Annotated in this window: 10 protein-coding genes; all 10 read right to left on the bottom strand. The window is 63.4% G+C overall.

Going from position 1 to position 18064, the window contains the following annotated elements; genetic code table 11:
- Positions 1–345: 345 nt before the first annotated feature.
- Positions 346–2271: a DUF1998 domain-containing protein gene (locus IPJ95_06010; protein MBK7923176.1), complete on the bottom strand. Its 1926-nt coding sequence runs from the start codon at positions 2269–2271 to the stop codon at positions 346–348.
- Positions 2250–4730 (bottom strand): hypothetical protein, encoded by a 2481-nt coding sequence (locus IPJ95_06005; GenBank protein ID MBK7923175.1) that lies wholly within the window; start codon positions 4728–4730, stop codon positions 2250–2252. The genes IPJ95_06010 and IPJ95_06005 overlap by 22 nt, the downstream gene beginning before the upstream one ends.
- Positions 4690–5559, bottom strand: coding sequence for a DEAD/DEAH box helicase (locus IPJ95_06000; protein ID MBK7923174.1), 870 nt, complete (start codon positions 5557–5559; stop codon positions 4690–4692). Before IPJ95_06000 ends, IPJ95_06005 begins: the two co-directional genes overlap by 41 nt.
- A 24-nt stretch (positions 5560–5583) precedes the next feature.
- Complete coding sequence (locus IPJ95_05995; protein MBK7923173.1) at positions 5584–8193, bottom strand: AAA family ATPase; 2610 nt, start codon at positions 8191–8193, stop codon at positions 5584–5586.
- 11 nt (positions 8194–8204) lie between these two features.
- Complete coding sequence (locus IPJ95_05990; GenBank protein MBK7923172.1) at positions 8205–9299, bottom strand: hypothetical protein; 1095 nt, start codon at positions 9297–9299, stop codon at positions 8205–8207.
- A 145-nt stretch (positions 9300–9444) separates the two neighbouring features.
- Positions 9445–9981, bottom strand: a complete 537-nt coding sequence (locus IPJ95_05985) for a hypothetical protein (protein ID MBK7923171.1) — start codon at positions 9979–9981, stop codon at positions 9445–9447.
- 7 nt (positions 9982–9988) lie between these two features.
- Positions 9989–10804 (bottom strand): hypothetical protein, encoded by an 816-nt coding sequence (locus IPJ95_05980; GenBank protein MBK7923170.1) that lies wholly within the window; start codon positions 10802–10804, stop codon positions 9989–9991.
- 272 nt (positions 10805–11076) lie between these two features.
- Positions 11077–13182: a hypothetical protein gene (locus tag IPJ95_05975; GenBank protein MBK7923169.1), complete on the bottom strand. Its 2106-nt coding sequence runs from the start codon at positions 13180–13182 to the stop codon at positions 11077–11079.
- A 97-nt stretch (positions 13183–13279) separates the two neighbouring features.
- Entirely contained in the window at positions 13280–14659 is a 1380-nt protein-coding gene (gene rmuC, locus IPJ95_05970; protein ID MBK7923168.1) for a DNA recombination protein RmuC, read from the bottom strand.
- The gene (locus IPJ95_05965) at positions 14656–17874 is read right to left on the bottom strand and encodes a DNA helicase (protein MBK7923167.1); all 3219 of its coding nucleotides are present in this window, start codon (positions 17872–17874) and stop codon (positions 14656–14658) included. The genes rmuC and IPJ95_05965 overlap by 4 nt, the downstream gene beginning before the upstream one ends.
- Between the last annotated feature and the right edge of the window lie 190 nt (positions 17875–18064).

Raw genomic sequence — 18064 nt, 5'->3', positions numbered from 1 at the left:
CAGCCACCGCGTGCGGAGGCGCCCGGGGATGGCGTTCCCCTTGTGGCGCCCCAGCACCACCCGGCTGCGCAGCCTATGGTTCCAACGCTGCGACATCAAACCAGCTGGTATCCGCACGCAGGGCCTGCCCCGCGTCTGGTCCCCTAAGGTATCGGGCCAGTCTGTAGAAGTGCCTTATCATCTCTGCCCGGTCCTGCAAATGGCTGGCCGGGATCTCCTCGACCTCATAGTGCTTGCTCCGAAGTGTATCCCGAATCGCTCGATCGCGTTCCCGCAGTTTCGGGCCGGCCGTGAATCGCATTGCTCAGGCCATCGAGGTAGAGGCAAATGCCCGGGGCTAGGTCGTCACCCGGAAAAGACGTCCGGCGTAGTGGTGCCGAGTGGCACACCAAGTGCGATCTGATGCTGCCACTGACCCTCAGGAAAGTTGGCGCTCTGCAGGAGTCGCCGTAGGAGAGCCTCGGCCGCGTTCGTAGGAGCCTGCTGCCCGTGCGGCTGCGCGGCGGGCAGTCGGGCGGGGATTTCGTGGGCTGACCGCAAGTGCGGGCCATGAACGCCAAAGTACGCGGACGCCACCTGGCGGTTGAGGTGGCGATGATAGGCCATGTTGCGGAAGGACTGGAGGCAATCCGCGCAGGACTTCTGACAGCCCCCAGCGCAATGGTCGACGACAGCTCTCGCGGCGGCGACTATCTCCGGCCACCGCTCCAAGGCCTGATCGAGCAGCCCTGAACCGCCCGGCATTGGGTCGTAGAGAATCGCATCGACCTGATCCTCTCCCATTCTTCCAATAACCAGGACCTGAAGATCCTCCCGCGACATCTCCAGCACGTTGGTCATGCCGAGGCGCAAGGCTTCCATCACAGAGAATGCTTCCTCACGACTCGAGCATCCTGGCAAGGCAAGTGCATCCGCAGCCGTGTCGGCGAAGAAGCCGATCGCATCTGGGCGGCGGCCGTAGCGCTGCTCTTCGATGTTTGCAAAGTCGTCGCGCTCTCGCTGGCTCGCGAAGGGGGACCGACAGTTCCCCGAGATCAGGCTCACTGGGTACCCATACTCCCCTTCGGCGACGCGAGCCGCAGGCCCAAGATTGACGAGACGGAGGTGGAGGCCCCGGCGATAACTGAGCATCACCGACCCCCACTCATACATCCGCCCGGGACCATGCCGATCGAGCTCGTAGCCTTCGATCGTCACCTGCAGCTGGAAACGATACTCCTCCTCGTCAGAAATCGGCGCGCGCTGCGGCAGGTCTGCATCACTGATGGGTACGGCCTGGACTCCGGCAGCCCCAAGCGTGACGACAGCCTCGCGCGTAGCGACCCCGGCCTCCCTAACCGCGCCATGATCCCGGTCGTATTGAAACAGGAGCGGCACCGAATGACCGTCGACCGCACCAAAGTGATAGCGGCGAACTGCAAACCGCTGTCCGTTGGCATAGATCAGATTCCCAGGGACATACTCGCGCAGGGCGACCGCCGCAGGGCGCGGGAGGTCGAAATCGCCCTGTCCTCCTAGGCCCGGTGGCAGCATCATGGTTCCCCGGATCGCGCCTGTATCGAGACCGTATCCGGGCAAGTAGCCTTCCGTGGCCAAGACCCCGAAGGTTGTTGACTCGTCGAATCCCTCGGTATCGGTCCACCTGCCAGTTTCCGTGCCCTTGAGTCGCCGCACGAGTCGTTCGCACCGCTTATAGAGCGAGTCCTCATCTGGTTCCAGGGTGCCTCGACTTTGCCTCTCCTGGTCAAGCCGGCCCATCTGACTTTGGGCCCACTGAAGCCGGCGTCGAAGGGTCTTGATCACTCGCTCGAGCCGGGGTCCAGCATCCAGCATAATCGCCTGTAAGTGCTTGTGGCCAACCACTTCGGCATCGGTCGGTGGCCAGGCGTCCGTGAACGATTCCTCCACGTACTCCATCAATCGAGCCTGGTGCCTGGTGACGATACGGTCGAAAGGGGTCAGATCGTACAGCTGGGTGCGAACCCGCCCCTGATCGTCAAACAGATAGGTCTTCACTTGCGGAGGCAGCGCAACCGCCAGCGCCGCTACCAGCTCCTCGCGCTCCTGCTGCGACAGAGTGGCACTCGAGCGCGCAAGCTGATGGAGGCGGGTCAACACGGCCGCTCGCACATGCTTCGCGACCATGAGTTCGTTACGAAGGTTGAATCGGGGCGCTTCTACTCGCCCCCCCAATAGCCGCTCCGGTTGGGCGAAGTACTGCCGGTCGTGAGACACCGACCGGGCGTAGGTCAGATTGACCGCGAGGCGCATCCGGCGCCCGGCCCGCCCTGTCCGTTGCCAGTAGTTGGCCGCAACCGGGGGACGTTCCGAGCAGCACGGTATCGAGGCCCCGATGTCCACACCCATTTCAAGGGTGGGAGTGCAGACAAGCGTATTGATGGCCTCGCTGTCACTCTTGAACAGCTGCTCGATCCGCCCCGATCCTGCGCGGGAACCTGTGCGGAATGCTCTCGGGGCCGAAGTAACGTGAAGTTCTGATCCAGCGCCATCAGGTCGTAGTTGTCGCGGTCATCCTCCTCGATGCGAAGCGTTCCATCACACCGCCATGCGAGGCACCGATTGTGTGGGGTGGAACGGACCTGGGTTCGCTGGCATGTCTGGCAGCGCCACCGACCGCGATGCGCGACGACTTGCATCCGGTCGCTGTCGAGCTGCCGAGTCCCATTGGCCCCGGGCAAGGCGTTGCCGTGAGTGCCGACCAGTGTCGCCGGTGCCAAAAGCTCGAGGTCGATCAGCGCCTGCCACAGCTCCTCCAGGAACTCCTCCGCCTGCTCAGGAGCTACACCAAACTTCTTGGCGACCTGGCGGGCAAGGGTCTCACCAGCTCGACTGACCCACTGGTCGACCCAGCGTTCGTCATCTCCCGCTGCCCGTGACAGCTTCAGCCCTTTGGGGACGCCTCGAATCTCCGGGATGTAGCCCTGCTGGACTTCCTTGCTTCCTGGCGCCCAGAACCGCGAAAAGATGTGATCCTGGCGATCGAGTAGATGGAACCGCCGGCGCTCGATGTCGAGTAACGCGGCGATTCCCTCGGTCAGTGCCTCCCCAGGCAGCCCGAGCATGGGAGCCCATCGCTGCACGAAGGGCACCTCAGCCGTCAACCCCACATACCGGACCTGGACACGTCCCCACGGCTCAAGCCCGACGCGCTGCTTCAGCCCCGTGACCAGCTCACGCAATACCTGGATCCTGAGGTAGTACCGGCGCTGGCGGGCATGCTCGATCCCGGCCTGCTCGCGGCGGGCGACATTCCAGACCTCGGGCAGGAGAGCACGGGATAGCGGGTCGTCACCGTCAAAGACCTGATCCAGCCGAGCGACCACATCTCCAACCGAAGCTCCCTCTCCGATCTGTTCGGCCATCATCGCCCGGAGACGGAATCTGCGCGCATGGTCACGCATCCAGCCTGCCTGAAAAGCGGCTTCCTGACGGCTGTCGGCGAAAACCAGAAGGCGCCGGCGGTCGGCGTGATGGACCATGCTCTGCGCCAACACATGGACATCGGCGACGGCCACGGCACGGACCGGTCGAGCCGGTTCGCGATAGCCCGCACCACGAGGCCTCCCACGTGCACCACAGGAGAGGCATCCCGCCAGGTATCCAGGGTGCTTATCCGATGACACGACAGCGGCGAGCCGAACCAGGGAACCCGTTCGACCACAGCCGTCGCACATTGGCTGCTCATCTGGGTGAGCCGCCCCGCACGCTTTGCACACGAAGAGCGGGCGCGTTCCAGGCAGATCTTCCGGATCGTCGTCGCCAGGATCGCGTTCCCCTACAATACGATCAACCAGGACGGCCCGTCGGCCGCCCTGCGCCTCCTCCGCGGCCGCCCAGAAGCGTCTGTCCCCGACCGCGTCTCCGCCCCCGAATCCGGCTCGGGTGAGAGCAAAGTCCCTCAGGAAGTGGACGAAGTAGTGCTGCCCACAGGTCGAACAGCTGGAAACCGGTAGTCGGAGCCTCGGCTCTTCCCCCTGCTCCTCCAACTGCTGTTCGGCCGAGAGCCAGAGCTTTGGGTCGCCCCCTTCTGTGTCAAAGGTGGCGATCGCACCACCGACACCGCGCATGAAGGCGTGAACGACTGGTCGCAGTAGTGGCCGTCCACCGTCCCGGGAGGCCGCACCGAGAACCATCCAAGCCAGGCATTCGGCTTCCTCCACTCGCCGGCCGATCGCGGTGCTTGTCTCGTCGGCGACCGCAGCAAGGTGCTTAGGTCCGCGTAGCCCTTCGGACAGTCGAAAGCAGATCTCATTTTCTGCGATGGCCTGATACAGCGCCTCTCGCCAAGGTCCAGCAGGAAGTGCTCTTGAGCCGAGGGCGATGAGAACCGCAGAGACAGCAGCGCCATCAACCGCATCGGCTTCGACCGCAGCCAAGGCGTCGGCAAGCAAATCGCCGGCGTCGCGCGCGGGGGCATTCGGCGTGTAGCGCTGCGCCTTCCACAGGTCGGCCTGGTACTGCTCTCTGACAAGGGTCACATCCCCCTGCGGTACACCGAAGAACCGCTCAGCGAATATCCGTGCCGAAGTGCCTTCGCCTTCCTGATCCATCAGGGTCGCGGAAGTGCCCACACAGACCGTCTCCTCCGCGTCGCTCCCACAGAACGCCCGCAGGCGTCGGATCAGCGCCGCTGTCTCGGCGCCGGTTGCTCCGGAAAACACGTGTGCTTCATCGACCACCAGATACCGAAGGTTGGCCCCGGCGAACAACTCGGCATCCTTCCCGCGCGTCAGCAGTAGCTCGCCGCTTGACGTTCGTCAGCAGGATGCGAGGCTGTTTCCCCGGGGCTCGCATCTCCTCGCGAGACACGAGTTCCTCAACCGGGTACACTCCGCCGCCCGCCCGCTCCTCGGTGGCTCGATTGCGTTCGACGAGGTAGTCCTGGCGTGTCGCGCCGGGGCGTAGACGAACCCCTGCGACGTCAGCCGACCGCTCCTTCGTCTTCCCCACGTACATTCCGAACGGTATCCCTGTGCCAGTCAGAAGTTCCCGAAGGCGACCGAGCTGGTCCTCCGCGAGCGCGTTCATCGGGTAGACGATTACAGCGATGATCCCGGGAGGCGCCCCTGCGTCCCTCAGGCGTAGACATTCGCTGATGATGGGATAGAGGAAACACTCGGTCTTGCCAGAACCCGTACCGGTCGAAACGAGCGTGGAATGCCCGTCAAGGATGGCTCGAATGGCCTCCTCCTGGTGCCCGAAGAGCCGCGGATGAGGAACCAGGTTCTCCATGTGAGGGTGAAGAAGCCCTTCGGCCACCAGATCGTGGAGCGCCGCGCCGGGGCGGAATGTACGGGAGAGGCTGACGTACGGGCCCTTCAGGAGAGGGGATTGGGTCGGCTCATCCAGCCGCAGCAGCGATCGCATCTGCGCCTGGAGCCGCAGATCCGAAAATGGATAGGTCGAATACTGGTACCGGAGGAAATCTCCAATGACTTTATCGGTGTAGACGATCGGGTTCAACGGCATCTCACCGGCCCCTCTGATGAATGACTGCACTTGATGCCGCGCCCACGCCTTGAAGCGTGCGCGTGACACCTACGGATTCGGAGACTAGCACGGCTACTTCGCCCTGCGCTTGCGGATGCCATCGATCCACATTTCTAGCGCTCCGATATCCGTGAGCAACTCAGCTGGCCCTGGGACTGGCAGGTTCACTTCAGCTGGCGCGTCGTGCCCCGCGTTGTACGTTGAGCAGCGATCCATCCCATTCTCGAGCGCCTTGAAGTCTTCCGGGGTGATGTCCAGTACCTTCCTGAGTCGCTGAGTCTGCACCTCACGCCCGAATCGTAGGACCGCCTCGTTGAGCCAGACCTCCTCGACTCCCCGTTCCCAGGACTCTCGCAGAAGCCCGTAGAGTCGCTCGGTACCCGCCCGATAGAGATCGACCTCGCCCTCCTTGTGCTGCTTTGCAAGCCGTACCTGAAGCTCCTTCAGGTATCCGATCCGCCTCTTCACCGGGAGCCCGTACCAGGGTAGGTCGTCGGTCACCTCACCGACCGAAACGGACGAGCGACGCAGTTGGCGCCCCGCGAAGGGGGCACCTTCCTTTCCTGCAATGCGTTCAAGAGTCAACAGAAAGACTAGGTCATGGGTGAAAATGATGACTGGCCGGCTCTTCGCTTCCTGCACTAGGCGCCTAGCGATGACCTCCCTACGCTCATGATCGAGCGAGGACACCGGATCATCCAGGACAATGGCCGATGGAGATGTCTGGGTTGAGAGCTCGGCGAGGAACGCGGCCAACGCAATACACCGCTGCTCTCCCTCGCTGAGAACTTCCTCTACCCCATCCACACCCACACCATCATCACGCTTGATCTCGACCCTGTGGTACAGCGTGCCCTTGGCCCCACCGGTCGGATCAAGAACAACCGACAGGTGCGAAAGGCCCAATGCCTTCAGTTCCGTGGCGAAGGTGCTACAAAGGGCGTCCGAGACCGAGGCTTTCGTAAGCTCGGTGCTCTTCCGGGTGATGGCATTGGTTTCGGTATCGGTCTGACAGTCAACGAGTTTGGCCCTTAGGACGAGCCGCTTCACCTCATCGACCACATGAGCTCGTTCATTGAACAGCCTGTCTCGTTCGGCTAGCGCGTCGAGCTCCTTCTGAAGTACTACCTTCCCCGCAGGTTGGTTCGCGGCGTCATTTGCGGCAGCCTCCTTCTCGGCCGCCTCAGCGAGGGCCGTCAGCTGCGGCGCGGGATTCACTGCGAGGGCGGTGACGCGCGCCCAGTCGTTCGCCGATAGTCCCCCTTGGATTGCCAGCTTGCGGTCGGCAGCGCTCTTCACAAATGCATCGATCGCGTCCCGGAGCTCCGTCCCCGGAGCCCCGAGTTCCTCGACAGTTGCCTGACCGGTGACCGCAACTGAAGCGCCATCAAGGCTCTGCTTCAACGTCGCAAGCATCCTCACAGCCTCGGTCGCAGCGGCCTGGCTGCGGTCCTGGACGAAGCGCTCAAACGCAGTGAGTCGATCCCGGGCTGCCTCCGCCAAGGGTTGCTGGCACAAGACGCATACCGCGTCGCCGGCAACGTTTGGGTACGGCTGGTCCTTGTACGCTTCTCGAGTCGAGAACTCCCTGGCAGCGTCCCACAATCGTTTCCAGACCGGTGTTCCCACCGACGGAAGCGGCTGATCCCTGAAGCTCACCGCCGAGGCAACCGCAACGGCGGCGGCGGCTTCCTGGTTCGCCACGACTGCTGCTTTGAGTCCTGCTTCGACCTCGGGAGTGAAACGTTCCCCGATGCTCGTAAGCTCCTTTGCAAGTGCCTTGAAGCGCCCAGCCCTATTGCGAAGCTCAGCCGAACGCTTCGCCGGTCCCTCAAGGTCGATCTCGGCAATCTGGACGCGGAGCTGGTTCATACGCTCTCGCTCCGCCTGCGAGAGCACTGCTACCTGATCGATCTGTGCGGCCGTGGTCGTGGTATTGAGGCCAGCCAGAAACTTGGCCACGGCGCCGTCAGCTGCGAACCCTACTGGCGCAAATCTCTTCCCATCCAGCGCCGTGATTGCGTCCTGTAGCACCCGCTTCACGCGATCGCACGCGGTGGCGAGTTTGGAGAGCAAGTCCAATCCGAGCGGCCTGTAGGCAACTTCCGTCTTGTCCTCGACGTACACCGACGCACAGGCGCTGTCGAATACGCTTATCGCCCCGAGCTCTGGCGGGGATCCGGCGCCGTCCACCCACGGCACTTCCCTCACCTCTGCCCCGATGCGGAAGACAATCGTGCCGCTTGGGGCCTTGCCGTCCGCCTTGAAGACGTTGCGCTTGATGCCGGCTCCCGGAGCGCGGGCACGGCAGATTCGCTTGAGAACACGGACGTACCCGGACTTTCCCGCGCCGTTATTGCCGTAGACCACCGTCAGCCCGGTTGGAGCGAAGGTGAGGGTCTGTTTTTCCGCCAACGCATTTACGTTGGCCAGATCCCGAAGGCCACCTAGCACCACGGGCGGATCCCCAGCCGCGGGGAGTGCAAGATGTTCGGCGGCAAGCGGTGTGGGGGCCGGGGCGGCCTCCTTCAGGACGATGCCCTTCTCGCCCTGGAGCATCAGTGCGAACTCGGCGATATCTTTCTCGGTCAGATCACCTGAGGCCACAAGACGCCGCAGGGCATCCCGCTGCCAGGCAGGTCGTTTCTGGGACCAGGCGAGAATTTCCTGGAGCACCGCCATTCAGGCCTCCTCTACTCGTCGAACAACTCGGGCTGTCCGGGTTTGCCGTTAGGTTTGGAGCTTGGCTCCGCCACTTTCCTTACGGGCTCAGCTACTCGACCCCCACCCGCCAGTTCGCGCTCGAGCGCCGCGTAACCCGCCTCACCTAACAGATTCCGCGCGTGCAGCCTGCATTCCTTCCAGGAATCTTCCACCGACTGCTCGACCTGGAAATCGAAGAACCGAGGACCCAGTCGGTCGCGAACCGGTTGGGGATGGTGGGCGCGATTGTCACGGCCCAGATCATAATCTGAGAGTCGGATGGCCTCAGGCAACATCCAGCCCTCTCCATCGTTCTGGGCGAAGAAGGCTTTGATACCCTTCCCACGATCCCCAAGGTGCGCGCCGACTAGGGCTTGGAGATCGTGGAAAGCAATGAGTGTGAGTATAGTGTGCCGTAGCTCGGGGTCCTTCTCTTTGTCAGCTCGCCAGAAGCCCTTGGGATCGAGAGTGCGTGCCGACTCGCGCGTCAACTGCGCGCTTGGTAAGTCACAATCGGAGAGGAGCCACTTTAGATCCTCAAACTCAAGTCCGACCATCAGGGCTGACATCGCATCAAGCGAACATCTCAGGCGCAAGCGTTCGCTTTCCGTGAGCGCCCATCGCGCCTTCAGTGCCCAATGTGGCGTTCGGTGTCGCCCGAGATGCGCTAGCCACATTGGAGAAAACTGCGAGGCATTGCACGCGAGCTTCAGGGCGGTAGTGGTCGCACCCTCCATGGCCATTCCCCATTGTGGCGGATAGAGAGCCGTCTCCTCTAAGTAATGCCACGTTAGGTGGAGGCCCCCAAGACGCTGGCGCAGTTGCCAATCGAACACGAAGGAGTTCAGATGTGCCAAGAGCAGAGCAGCGCCAAGCGGTGGGCGATGGCCTGAGTCAAGGATCGTGGCGGAGTTTCCACACGGGACGCCGTCTAGTATTGTGGCGAACATCGTGCGCGCATTGGTTGCAGACCCGATATCCATCAGGGTGATTTTGCACCGCGGCACAAAACCGGCCGCGAGCGCTTCGTCGCGTAGAAGCAGGTATTGCGGCATGACTCGCTTTTTGCGGCCAAACCTCTTCACGCCAAACCGCTCCGCGGCCTCTGCCGCTCACCCATCCTTTTTGGCTAAAATCGAATTGCCCGATCATCACTCCCTCGCTAGAGTGGCAGCGCAACCTGTTCGCATTCACTCTCCTCAATCCACCTTGTCCCGTCGTGTGATAGAATCACGCCGGGAGGCAGATCCCAGCGCGACCGGGTGGCATCCCCCGGCGTTCCGCCTTCTCTCGGTCGCCAACGACCGAGCAACCACCGCCCATACTGTCCGCCACATATCCCTTCGCTTCCACTGCAGGCCGATTGTGGAAGAGACTGGAGTCGGAGGTCATGTTGAAGTCACCCTGGGCGTATCTGATGCCCCAGCCCTCCCCGCCCTGGTCACCCATCAGCACTGAGTTGGCGTACATCTTCTCGAGAATCGCTAGGCCGGTGCGACTGCGGATCTCGAGGATGGAGCCCGACGACGGGCTGAACCGCGTTACCAGATCCCGACGGTAGGGGATGGCAATCCGGTCTGCCACCGCCCAGTCCGCTACGTCGCGCCGCATGAATGCCGTCTGGATTGCAACCGTGTCGCCACCCTTCTCGACGATCACCGGGCAGAACTTGAACCGACTGTCGATATCGAAGAGCTTGTCGCGATTCTCAAACCCGAACAGCCAGTGCCACCGACCCTTAGACAGGAGTAGCTGCCTGATTTGCATCGCTCCCTTATCGGTGTAGAGGCTGGAGGGTGTAATGCCCTGGAGAGAGCCACCTTGTGACGGAGCAGGGTCCAGGCTTGCTCCGTGAATAGCTTGTAGGTGAAGGCCTTGCCGGCACCTTGGTGGCGGTACGCATGAGTTGCATCCGCGTAGCCTGTCCTTCTGCCACGCTGACTCGCCACAACTCATGCAGCGCCCCGCTCTGTTTGCCCCTGCCCAGTATCAGTCTCGCACCTTTGGCCGGGTCACCAAATGGTGCGGCGGCATACTCAGTAAAGGCGGCGAGGGCCTTGTAGAATCCGACGTACAGGAGCCAACCGCGCTCCTCAGACTCGGAGTCTCGGAACAGCTCCTCTTGCCGCTGAAGCGCCGCCTGCTTCCCGTACGCCCGATAGAGCGGATCTATGTTGGAGAAAAACTCCTTCGATACGGGCTGGAGTGTTTCCCACGGGGGATTGCCGATGATGGCGTCGAAGCCTCCACCCGTTGCAGCGAATACGTCGGGATACTCCAGCTCCCAGTGGAAGAAGCGGTGTTCCGCAACCAAATCACGCACCACCGCGAGTCCCTCGACAGTTAGCGAGGCCATCGTGGCAGGCAATGGGGCGGAGTCCAGCTTGTCCGCTGGCCAGAACCAGAGCGCGCACCAAATGTCAAACGCACTCCTGAGAGCCAGCACCGCGGGGTTTCCCTGGACCTGGTCCCGATAGAGCCGGGCACGTTCCTCAGTGTCATGCACCGGCAGGGCATGCATGACGTCGAAGACCCGAAGCGCCTCGTCGTGAACCACCTCTGGGGGCTTTCCTTCCACGACATCGAACATGGACCTCGCCCCAGTGATCCATGCGATGAGGGCCGGCTTGACCTTGTTGTCTCGAAAGCTCTTGATGGCATCGGTCCAGGCGCCCCGCGCGTAGTGCACACCGTTCGCATGCGCCTTGTCGCCTCCTCACGTTCGAAGGCCAGCGCGGGGTAGTCCCTGAACCGGTCAAACCAGCACCCAACGAGAGCATTGCCACTTGATTTTGTGGTCGAGGAAGCTGAACGGCGGGGCGCGATCCATCGTCTCGACCCAGAGTGCCATCCGTCCGAGCTCTACAGCCAACGGGTCGAGATCGACCCCGTATAGCGATCGCTCGACCACGTATCTCCGGAGGCGCGCACGGAGCCTGGCATCGAACTCGGGGCATCGGGCCTACAAGGGAGTAGCTCCTCTGTGAGAGCCTGTCCCCCTGCTTCGCCCACGGCGAGTGTGACCAGGGTCTGGTCTCCCTGAGCCCGGATTCGCCCATGAGCATGAAGACTCTCGGCCAGCGCCTCAGTGAGGAATCGAAGGGCGGCCACGAGGAAGGAGCCTGAACCCGCAGCCGGGTCGCAGACCTTGAGGCCAAGAATCTTCTCGGGAGTGAGAGGCGACCATTCGGCGGCAGGCGCATTCTCGCGCGGTTCCCCAGCGGCGTCTCTCGGAGCTTCGTAGGCGAGGGGGCGGAGGGTTCGCTGAACTGTTGGCACTGCAAGCGCAGGCCGGGTATAGAAGGTGCCAGATCCCTTTCTGGTCCCTCCGAACCGCACCAGAAACCACTCTCCAGGCAGGACAACCGGGGCGATTAGGTCTGAGGCCGCCGCTTCTACTATTTTGGCGTGCTCCGCTTCCGCTCCCGCCGCTCGGCGCCGCGGCCTAGGGGCGAAGCCGCCGGCAACTACTGCGAGGCGGGCCCAGACCAGCGCCCGTTCGCGCGCCAGCCGATGTGCGTCGACCGCTTCGACCACCTCGACAGTCGGTTCACCGCCAGCAACAGGCTCTGGACCCGTTTCGGCCTCGGCCTCGGCTTCCTCGATGGCCTCAACTTCGGTCTCTTCGATTTCCTCCTCAGCATCCTCATCGTCGGCTTCCTCGGACACCACCACCCGCTTCTTCTGCTTGAACTTCTCGAGCAGCCCAGCCAGCGACCGGTCGTCCATCTGCTCAAGTCGAGAGAGCGGCAAGGCCGGTTCGTCACCGAGCTTCAGGAATACGACTGGATCGTCCGTGGAGACTCGGCGCAACTCGAAGTCGAGCAGGCCTTCGTAGCGGATACCGATGTATTCGGACGACAGGTCGGAGAAATCGACCGGCATCGGCACCAGGATAGACCGATTGCCCTGCCGGACTTTGGCCTTGGCGCGGGTCAGGAGATCGAGCAGGCGGAATACCGTGTGGTCGCTCACCTCGTGCGCAGGATGCTCCAGCACCGCCAGCGCCCGGGACACGGGGTCTGTTGTGTCGGGGTGGCCGGCCTCGAACAACCCCCCTCCGTAAGCCGGGACGGGCAACTGCTCGTGGGGAGAGCCGTCGTGAATCAATCGGAACAGCGCGAGTACCCGGGGCCACGCACCGCGACGATGACGGAGACGCGCTAGTCCGGCGCCTCCGCCGAGTCGTTCGAGCTCCTCGCGGAGTCCCTGGAGCCCGTACGAGCCGTGGTAGAGAGGGTGATCTCGGGGCAGCAGATCTCTCGCCTCGGCGAACAGCGCAACCACCATTCGCATGACCACCCGCACCGCGGCGTCGTAGATCTGCCGAGGAAGGACGTCGATCGCCGCGAGCTGGGGGCCGTGCGCTTCGATGAGCAGTTCCACCGCCCTCCGGACCTGCTCCCCCAACTCGGCCGAGAGCTCTGCCTGACCTTTGCGGGTCGCCTCGATGGCTTGGATGAGGACCGATGGCGAGCCGAAGGCCGGCGCGGCAAGCGCATGGAGCGAAAGGAGCGTCCGGAGCGCGGTGACCTGCGGGCCGGGCACCCCCTCCTCGAACCAGAGGCCGGCATCCCACTCGGCAAAGGCGTCATGGTCGAGTCCGGCGTGGATCAATCGCCACTGGAGCCCGTTGGTAAGAAGCGCCAAGCCACCACCATCGCGACGCAGCCATTCCACGGTGCGCGCGACGGTCCTCCGGCCGTTCCCGATACCCAATCGGGTGGCATCGTCCCAGAAAACGGGGAGGATCGAATCATTCGGACCGAGCCAGAGCCGAGCAGGTCGGATGGCCTCACCGGTGATTGCCCGACGAGTCCAGGTCGTAGGTACGTCGGGGCCCTTCAGCCAGCGACCACCGATCTCCGGGGCGGAGAGGTCAAGCACAAGTTCAAGGACGGTGTCGAGAAGCGCGCGCCGTTCCCCGCCCTGGGCGCGGATGACGTCCCTGCGCAGGCGATCGACCACCCCGCGGCTGGGGCGGCCGCCGGTGTTGGGAAGAACTCGGCCAACTTGGTCGGCGCGATCAGCAAGCCGCCATGCTGGAGGGAGGACCACCACTCGGTCATGTGGGTTCTCCAGCAGCCGGGAGGCGTGGCTGGTCAACTGCTGGGCTAAGCAGCTCGGCACTTTGGATGTGTCGGATAGTGTGCTGGAGGTCCTCCAACGGCTCGATCTCATCCGTGGTCGCGGCGCCGAGGTCCTTGAAGCGTCGTGCGGCCGGGAGCACACTGCGTTCGATCGACCCGATAGAGTCGTTGTAGGCGTCCACGGCCTTGCTCAGCCCGCTCCCGATTCTCTCGATGTGCTCGACCAGCTTCTTGAGGCGCTTGTAGAGCTCCGCGCCATTCTCGCTGATTTCGCGTGCATTCTCGGCCACCTGCTCCTGCCGCCACCCATAGGAAACCGCGCGGAGGAGCGCGATCAGGGTGATCGGACTCGCTGGAATCACTCGCGAGGCCACGCCGTGTTCGATCAGCGAGGGGTCGTGCTGCAGCGCGGCACTGTAAAAGGTCTCTCCCGGCAGAAACATGAACACGAACTCAGGGGTGGCATCGAACTGGTCCCAGTAGCTTTTGGCGCCCAGCTTGGTCATGTGATCGCGAACCTGCCGAGCATGAGCCTGGAGGAAGGTCTCCCGGGCGGCGTCATCGGTGGCCTCGACCGATTCCAGATATGCTGACAGTGGCGCCTTAGCGTCCACGATGATCTGCTTACCGCCGGGAAGCTTGATCACCATATCGGGACGCAAACGTCCGTCCGCAGTGTCAGTACTCTCCTGCTCGAGGAAATCGCAGTGGTCCAGCATCCCTGCCATCTCGACGACACGCTTGAGCTGGATCTCGCCCCAACGCCCCCGCACCTGAGGGGCCCTGAGAGCCTTGACCAGATTCGCGGTTTCGCCTTTGAGCTGGACCTGGGTCAGCGCCATCGAGTCGACCTGCTGCTTGATCTCAGCATAGGCGCCAATACGCTGTTTCTCCACTTCGCCTAGTGCGGTGTCTACCCGTTTAATCCCCTCCTCGATCGGGCGCACCAGCTCCGCGATGGCCTTGTGGCGGGCCTCGAGATCACCGGCCGCCCCCACCTGGAACTCCCCCATCTTGGTTGCTGCAAGGTCCAGGAATGACTGGTTGTTCTGCCGGAGCGCCTCGGCGGACAGAGCCTGGAACGCGTCTTTGAGCGCCTGCTCAGCCTGCTGAACGAGTACGAGCTTCTCGAGCGACGCCTGGCGTTCCGACTCCAGTTGCTTCCTGGCGCCAGCGAGTTCCTCACGCGCGGCGCGAAGCTCCCTTTCTGCAGCGCTTAGCCGCGTGATTTCCTTGTCACGCTCCTCGAGCCGGGTCGAGAGCTGGATCACACGGTTTCGCCCGATGAGCCAGGCGATCAGACCGCCGACCAGAAGCCCGATCGCGGCACCGATGATGACGTCCTGAACATTCATCGCCGTGCCACCTCGGGGAGGCGAATCTCGATGGCGACCGGGAAGAGTTGCGTCTCGCCACGGAGGGCAAATCGCTTCGGAAGGACTCGCTGCAGGATTCTGTCTCGTTCGATCGTGAGCTGTCGCCGGAGTTCCTCATAGTGCGATCGACGGCGGCCCACCTCCTCCTCCCGAGCTGCGATCGACCGGTCGAGCTCCGCTACTCGGTCCGCGGTCTCGAAGAGTCCGATCTGAGCCCGCTCCGCCCGAAGGTCCGCCACCTCTCGCTCGAGCCGCTGCGTGGTGGCCAGCTCGATCAGGCGAGATAGCTCACCCTGCCGGCTCTGGTACAACGCCCGTTCGCGCTCGGTGGCCTGCGCACCGTCAACAGCGAGGGTCTCGACCAGCCTCCCGGTGATGTCTCTCGCCGATTGCGTCAGCCACGTCCTGATGCCCGGCTCGACCTCGTCCCACAGGTCGCGCCCGCGACGGATCTGCTCTTGGGAGGGGACGACTCCATTCGCACCACGGATCTCGCTCGCCGGTCGGTGCCCAAGGGCCGCCCCGAGCTTGCCGTCCCGAACCGGGAATACGACCGTCCTGACCCAGTGGTGAAATGTCTCCCTCAGCTCATTCACCGCCAGCTCTTCGATTGTGAGCAGGACGAGCGCATCTGCTCCATCGGGGATGCCGCCCGATCGGACGCTCCACCGGGATGTGCTCCGCAGGGATCCTGGGAAGCGGGCTTGGGAAAGGAGTTGCAACGCTCGATGGAACAGCGGGTGACCCAAATGGAGCAACTGACCGTCAGGGGCCGGCGTGAAGACTGGTCGTCCTTCGACCATCCGGATCAGGAGCTGTGGATCGAAGAGGAGGCCCGGCAGAGCTCCTTTGCGAGGCCCGCTCGGGAAGCGCAGGTAGTCGTCGACCAGGTCGGTCCAAGTTGCCGGGATCGGTTGACGGAGGCGGAACATCCCGCGTCCGTCCGGCCCTTCGAGTCGGGGTCTGCCGCCACCCTCGATCCCTAGTGCCAAATCCAGCGTGTCGCGCAGTGTGGTGGCATCGAGATCCAGTTCCCGGACGAGCGCCTTGACCTGATCGGCCTCGGTCGCGGTGACCGAGGGGGTCTGGTCGCGTGGTACGTTCACCACCCCAGCGACAGCAGTCGTAGCCTGCTCGAGATCCCGCTTCACCTCGGCGTCCGAAGCGTCGAACAGGAGCCGCTGTTCGACCGCTCGATCGAACAGCTCTTCCGTGGCGCCCAGATCCTCCCGAATCACGTCCACCTTGCGGGCGACGTAGTCCATGAAGGCCACGTCGGCGTCGTCGGGGGAGGTGAAGTGAAACGCGGTCACATCGCGCGCCTGACCGTGGCGATCCAGGCGTCCATTTCGTTGCTCGATGCGAGCTGGATTCCAAGGGAGATCGTAGTGCAGGAGGTATCGAGCGGTGGCCTGGAGGTTGAGCCCCTCGGCCGCGGCGTCTGTGGCCAGGAGGATTCGCACCGAAGCAGTCGGGTCATTGAACGCGCCCTTGATCGAGTCACGTTCCTTGTCTTCCATGCCCCCATACAGCATCAGCAGCCGGTCTGCCTCGGGGTAACGCGCTGCAAGCAGGCGCCCCAGATAGTCCAGTGTGGTCTTGTATTCGGTGAATACGATCAGGCGCTCGTCGTTCCGAAAGCCGCCGCCCGGCTGGATCAGGAGTCGATCGATCATCGCACAGAGCGCAATGAAACGAGCATCATGATCCGGGACCATCTGTTCTGTTGCGACGCCGAGCAGATTCAGCATTTTGAGAGCGCCACCGATGAGCTTCATCGCTGGCTCGAGCTGATCCACATACGGCTTCAGCCAGGAACCAACCGTTCGGGCCGCATGCTGCACGCGGCTCTCCGCTTCGCGATCGTCCGCCAATCCCTCACGATAGGACCGCTCGACCGCTTGCACCTCGGAATCGGCGGTGTCGTCCCCTGAAGCCAATCCCTGCAGGTAGCGATTCCACGAGTCAGCGAAGGTCGCAGGACCGGAGAGCCTACGTTTCCCGAGCACCTCGACGGCGAAGCGACCGGAGAGCTGGGAACCTCGAGAACCGCCGGCGACGGCCCTCCAGACCGCCCGGCGGAACTCTCCGAAGGCCTGTGCCAGTGCGACCTCGTTGTCACCGAATGCCACCGGTAGCGCTTCCGGGTGGCGCGCGGCGAACCTCGGCACTGGTCCGGAGGCGTTGATCTCCCGCTTGAGCCGCCGGATCACCACCTGCTCCACGCGTCCCTGTTCGGCGGCGGTGAGCGGATCACTCTTCCGAGTAAACCGGACCGGATCCAGGGTCTCGAGCAGGCCAGTGAAGCTCCGGGTATAGCCGTTGTGCGGCGTGGCACTCAGGAACAACCGATGCTCGGTCAATGGGACGAGGCGCTGGAGCATCGTGGCGACGTCGCTGTCCACACCGAAGGGAGCCGGCGCAAGATTGTGCGCCTCATCGACGATCAGAAGGTCCCATGGAAGGCTCGGCGCATCATCCCGGACACGAGAAGCAGCCACGAACCGTTCGAATACATCCGGTTGCTTGAGGTAGTCGTAGGAGGTGATCACCCTGCTGAAGGTGCGCCACGGATTCGCATCGAGCCCGAGCCTGCGCTGTAGTGCGTGGGTGGCCGGGCGGTCCACCACATCAAAGGCGAGACAGAACTTGTCTCGCAGTTCCTGTTGCCACTGCAGTCGGAGGGATGCCGGGCAGAGCACGAGCACACGTCGCACGCGGCGGCGCAGGAGCAGCTCGGTGAGAATCAACCCCGCTTCGATGGTCTTTCCGAGCCCGACGTCATCTGCAAGAAGCAGAGTGACGCGGGGCATCCGGAGCGCCTTGAGTAGCGGGACGAGCTGGTAGTCTTCCGCCTGGATGGCGCCATGAAGCGGCGAAGTGACCGGCAGCCGCTCCAGGGGACCGAGGGTACCGTCGGGGTCAAGGTAAGGAGTCAGCGCCGACCAGCGTGCCGCGCGCACCATGGCATCAAGCTCATCCGGCAGCATCGCCGGATGTGCATTGATCGCGGGCAGAGCCGTGGGTTCGAGGAGGGACGCCCCCGGCTCACGCTCCCAGAGGAGCTGATCATCCGGAGCCCCGTCGGAATCGAAGTACTCCACTCCCACCAAGTGGACGACCCCATGCTCGGCCGCGGCGAAGGGGGCCACCGATGTGACTAGGCCGCGTCGGTTACGTACCGTCGCGACCATCCCTGGGCGGGGGCGGGGCCCTGGCTCCTCAGGCATCGTGCCACACTGGAAAGGCACCGGCTAGATGGAGAGTCAAGTCTACAGAGTGCGGCATCACCGTCCGATTGCTGCGCTGTGGAATTGCTTGTCTTGGCCGAAAGCTTGTCGTTCATTCGCCTACAGGCATCCAACCCAGGGCAAGCTCGATTCG

The organism is Gemmatimonadota bacterium (genome assembly GCA_016713785.1).
In the GTDB taxonomy this organism is placed as follows: Bacteria; Gemmatimonadota; Gemmatimonadetes; order Gemmatimonadales; family GWC2-71-9; genus JADJOM01.
The sequence above is the reverse complement of the archived record's forward strand: the minus strand, read 5'-3'. Positions and strand labels throughout refer to the sequence as shown.